The following is a 3,760-nucleotide window of genomic DNA, read 5'->3' on the forward strand; positions in this document are numbered from 1 at the left end:
TGATCCGGTGGTGGTGGTTGAGGGGTTGAGGTTGCGGCCGTTGCCGTTGGGTGAGTTGGTGGTGGGTTCGCGGGTGTTGGATTTGTATGAGGTGGGGTGGGTGCCGGTTGGGGTGCCGGTCGCGGTGCCGGAGGTGGCCCCGGACTCGCATTCGGATGCGGACTCGGACTCGGATTCGGGTGCGGGTGATGTGTTGGTGTGGACCGCTCCGACGTCTGCCCTCGCCACTGTTTCCCCGGCCACCGTCCCCCTCACTGACGCCTCCGCCCTCACTGACGCCTCCGCCCTCACTGATGCCCCCGCCCTCACTGACCCCGTGCCCGGGTCCGCCGGGCCGGCGGAGGAAGTCACCTCCGGTACTTCGTACGGTCAGGCTCAACCCGCGCGTTCCGCGACCTGTGCTGCATTGGAGGCGGTGCAGCAGTGGTTGGCTGAGGACGGTGATCGGCCGCTGGTGGTGGTCACCGAGCGGGGTGTCGGTATCGCTCAGCACGAGCCGGTGGATGCGGGTTCCGCGGCCGTGTGGGGCTTGCTGCGTTCGGCGCAGGCGGAGAGCCCGGGTCGGATCACCGTGCTCGATGTGGAGCCGGACACGCGGCTGACCCCGGAACTCGTCACGGCCGTCGCCCACAGCGAAGAACCCCAACTAGCCCTCCGTAAGGGCGAATTCCACGCACCCCGACTCACCAGGGTAGAGGTCCCGGACGCCCCGGGTACGGACGTGGCGGCGTCGCAGGCTTCGGCCGCGGACGCGAGCGGGCAGGACGCAGAGACGGATGCGGGGGGCGGGCCGGTGCGGCTGCGGCCGGGTGGGTCCGTCGTGGTGACCGGCGGTACCGGGGACCTGGGCGCGCTGGTCGCCCGGCACCTGGTGGACCGGTACGGCGTGCGCCACCTCGTACTGGCCAGTCGGCGTGGGGCGGAGGCGGCCGGGGCGCGGGAGCTGCAAGCCGAACTGGTGGCGGCCGGCGCCCGGGTGGAGTTGGTCTCCTGCGACGTGACGGACCGCGCGGCGGTGTCCGCGCTGCTGGCGTCCGTACCCGACGACCACCCGCTGACCGGCCTCGTGCACTGCGCCGGGGCGCTGGACGACGGGGTGATCGAGGCCCTGACCGACGAGCGCGTCGACCGGGTCTTCGCGCCGAAGCTGGACGCGCTGTACCACCTGGACGAGGTGACGCGCGGCCTGGACCTGCCCCTGTTCGCCGTCTTCTCGTCGGCGGCCGGGGTGCTGGGCACCGCGGGGCAGGCGAACTACGCGGCGGCCAACGCCGCGGTGGACGCCGTGGTACGGGCCCGCCACGCGGCCGGGCTGCCCGGGGTTTCGATGGCCTGGGGCTGGTGGGGCCAGGGCACCGGGCTGACCGGCAAGCTGAACGAGGCCGACCGGGAGCGGTTCGCCCGCAGTGGGGTGGCGGCGATGAGCGCGGCCGAGGGCCTCGCCCTGTTCGACGCGGCGCTGGCACACGGCGCGCCGCTGCTGGTCCCGGTGAAGCTCAACCTGGCCCGGCTGGCCACCGCCGGCTCCGTACCGCCGCTGCTCAGCGCGCTCGCACCGGCCGGTGCGGCAGCCACGCGGCGCACCGCGGCGGACGGCGGCGGGGCCGACGGCGGGTCGCTGCGCGAGCGGCTGGCCGCGCTGCCGGCGGCGGACCGCGAACGGCACCTGGTCGACCTGGTGGCGGGGCAGGTGGCTGCGGTGCTCGGGCACAGCGGGGCGGCCGGGGTGGAGGTGGGCAAGCCGTTCACCGCGCTCGGCTTCGACTCGCTGACCGCCGTCGAACTCCGCAACCGGCTCGGACAGGCCACCGGGCTGCGACTGCCCGCCACCCTCACCTTCGACCACCCCACTCCGCTGGTACTGGCCCGCTTCCTCCTCGGCGAGGTCCTGCCGAGCGAGACGGAAACCCTCGACTGGGCCATGCGGGAAATCGACAAGATGGAGTCCCTGCTCGCCGACCTCCCCCCGGAGGACACGGTACGAGCGCGAGTGCAGGACCGGCTGCGCGTACTGCTTTCGCGTACCGGGGAAACCGCCGGGGAATTGAGCGGGGCGGCCGTGACGGAGCATTTGCAGTCGTCCTCCGCCGAAGAGCTGTTCGAGTTCGTTGACCGGCAATTGGGAACATGACCTTCTGGTCTCCCACTCCCTTACTCGTATTGAGCAGAAGGCTGACCCCATGGACGAGAACAGCAAGCTCCGCGATTATCTGGTGCGACTGAGCGGGGAACTCCAGAACACCCGCCACCAACTGCGCGACATGACCGAGAAGAACTCCGAACCGATCGCCGTCATCGGCATGGCCTGCCGTTTCCCCGGCGACGTGAACTCACCGGAAGACCTCTGGCGCCTCGTAGCCGAAGGGAAGGACGTCCTCACGCCCTTCCCCGAGGACCGCGGCTGGGACGTCGACGACCTTTACGACCCGGACCCCGAGGCCGCGGGCAAGACATATCTACGGGTCGGTGGGTTTCTGCCCGACGCCGGTGATTTCGACGCCGAACTCTTCGGCATCAATCCGCGCGAGGCGCTGCTGATGGACCCGCAGCAGCGGCTGCTCCTCGAATCGGCCTGGGAGACGTTCGAGCGGGCCGGAATTCCGCCGGAGGAATTGAAGGGCAGCAAGACCGGGGTTTTCGCGGGCGTCATCCAACACGACTACAACCCCTGGACGAATGCCGGGCTGGAACTGATGGACGGCTACGGCGGCACCGGCACCGCGGGGGGCGTCGCGTCCGGCCGTATCTCCTACACCTTCGGCCTCGAAGGCCCCGCCGTCACGGTGGACACCGCATGCTCCTCGTCGCTGGTCACCATCCACCTGGCCTGCCAGTCGCTGCGGTCCGGTGAGAGCAGCCTCGCGCTGGCCGGCGGCGCCACGGTCATGGCGACCCCGAACCTCTGGGTGGACTTCAGTCGGCAGCGTGGGTTGTCGAGTGATGGTCGGTGCCGGGCGTTTGCGGAGGGTGCGGATGGGACGAATTTTGCTGAGGGTGTGGGGTTGGTGTTGTTGGAGCGGTTGTCTGATGCGCGGCGGAATGGGCGTCGGGTGTTGGCGGTGGTGCGGGGTTCTGCGGTGAATCAGGATGGTGCGTCGAATGGGTTGACGGCGCCGAATGGTCCGTCTCAGCAGCGGGTGATTCGGGCGGCGTTGGCGGTGTCTGGGGTGGCTGCGTCTGAGGTGGATGTGGTGGAGGCGCATGGTACGGGGACGTCGTTGGGTGATCCGATTGAGGCGCAGGCGTTGTTGGCGACGTATGGGCAGGATCGGTCGGGTGGGCGGCCGTTGTTGTTGGGTTCGGTGAAGTCGAATCTTGGTCACACGCAGGCTGCTGCGGGGGTGGCGGGTGTGATCAAGATGGTGGAGGCGATACGGCGCGGGGTGGTGCCGCGGACGTTGCACGTGGACGCGCCGTCCTCCCATGTGGACTGGTCGGCCGGGGCCGTGGAACTGGTCACCGAGGAGTGCCCGTGGCCGGTGGTGGACCGGCCGCGACGGGCCGCGGTCTCCTCGTTCGGCGTGAGCGGCACCAATGCGCACATCGTGGTGGAACAGGCGCCGGAGCCCCAGCAGACATCGGAGCCGGACCAGACACAGCCGGCCCCCACCGCCAACGGCAGCGCGCCGGCGGACCAGGAGGCGCCCGCGCTGCCCGTGGGGCGCCGGTCCGGTGGGGAGCTTGGTGTGGTGCCGTGGGTGGTGTCGGGTGGTTCGGTGGTGGGTTTGCGGGGGCAGGCGGGGCGGTTGCGGGAGTTTGT

At 70.5% G+C, this 3,760-nt stretch carries 2 protein-coding genes and 1 pseudogene; 2 read left to right on the forward strand and 1 reads right to left on the reverse strand.

Going from position 1 to position 3,760, the window contains the following annotated elements:
- Positions 1-228, reverse strand: a pseudogene (locus tag AAHZ94_RS30360) (hypothetical protein); the annotation flags it as partial.
- On the opposite strand from AAHZ94_RS30360, the gene AAHZ94_RS30365 reads away from it, so the two are divergent.
- Positions 197-2,131 carry a type I polyketide synthase gene (locus AAHZ94_RS30365; protein WP_502964830.1) on the forward strand — a complete coding sequence of 645 codons (1,935 nt, stop codon included), beginning with the start codon at positions 197-199 and terminating at the stop codon, positions 2,129-2,131. The pseudogene AAHZ94_RS30360 and the gene AAHZ94_RS30365 overlap by 32 nt on opposite strands.
- Before the next feature lie 49 nt (positions 2,132-2,180).
- The coding region (locus AAHZ94_RS30370; protein WP_349996940.1) for a type I polyketide synthase at positions 2,181-3,760 on the forward strand (1,580 nt) is incomplete at its 3' end.

The organism is Streptomyces sp. HSW2009 (assembly GCF_040240285.1).
In the GTDB taxonomy this organism is placed as follows: Bacteria; Actinomycetota; Actinomycetes; order Streptomycetales; family Streptomycetaceae; genus Streptomyces.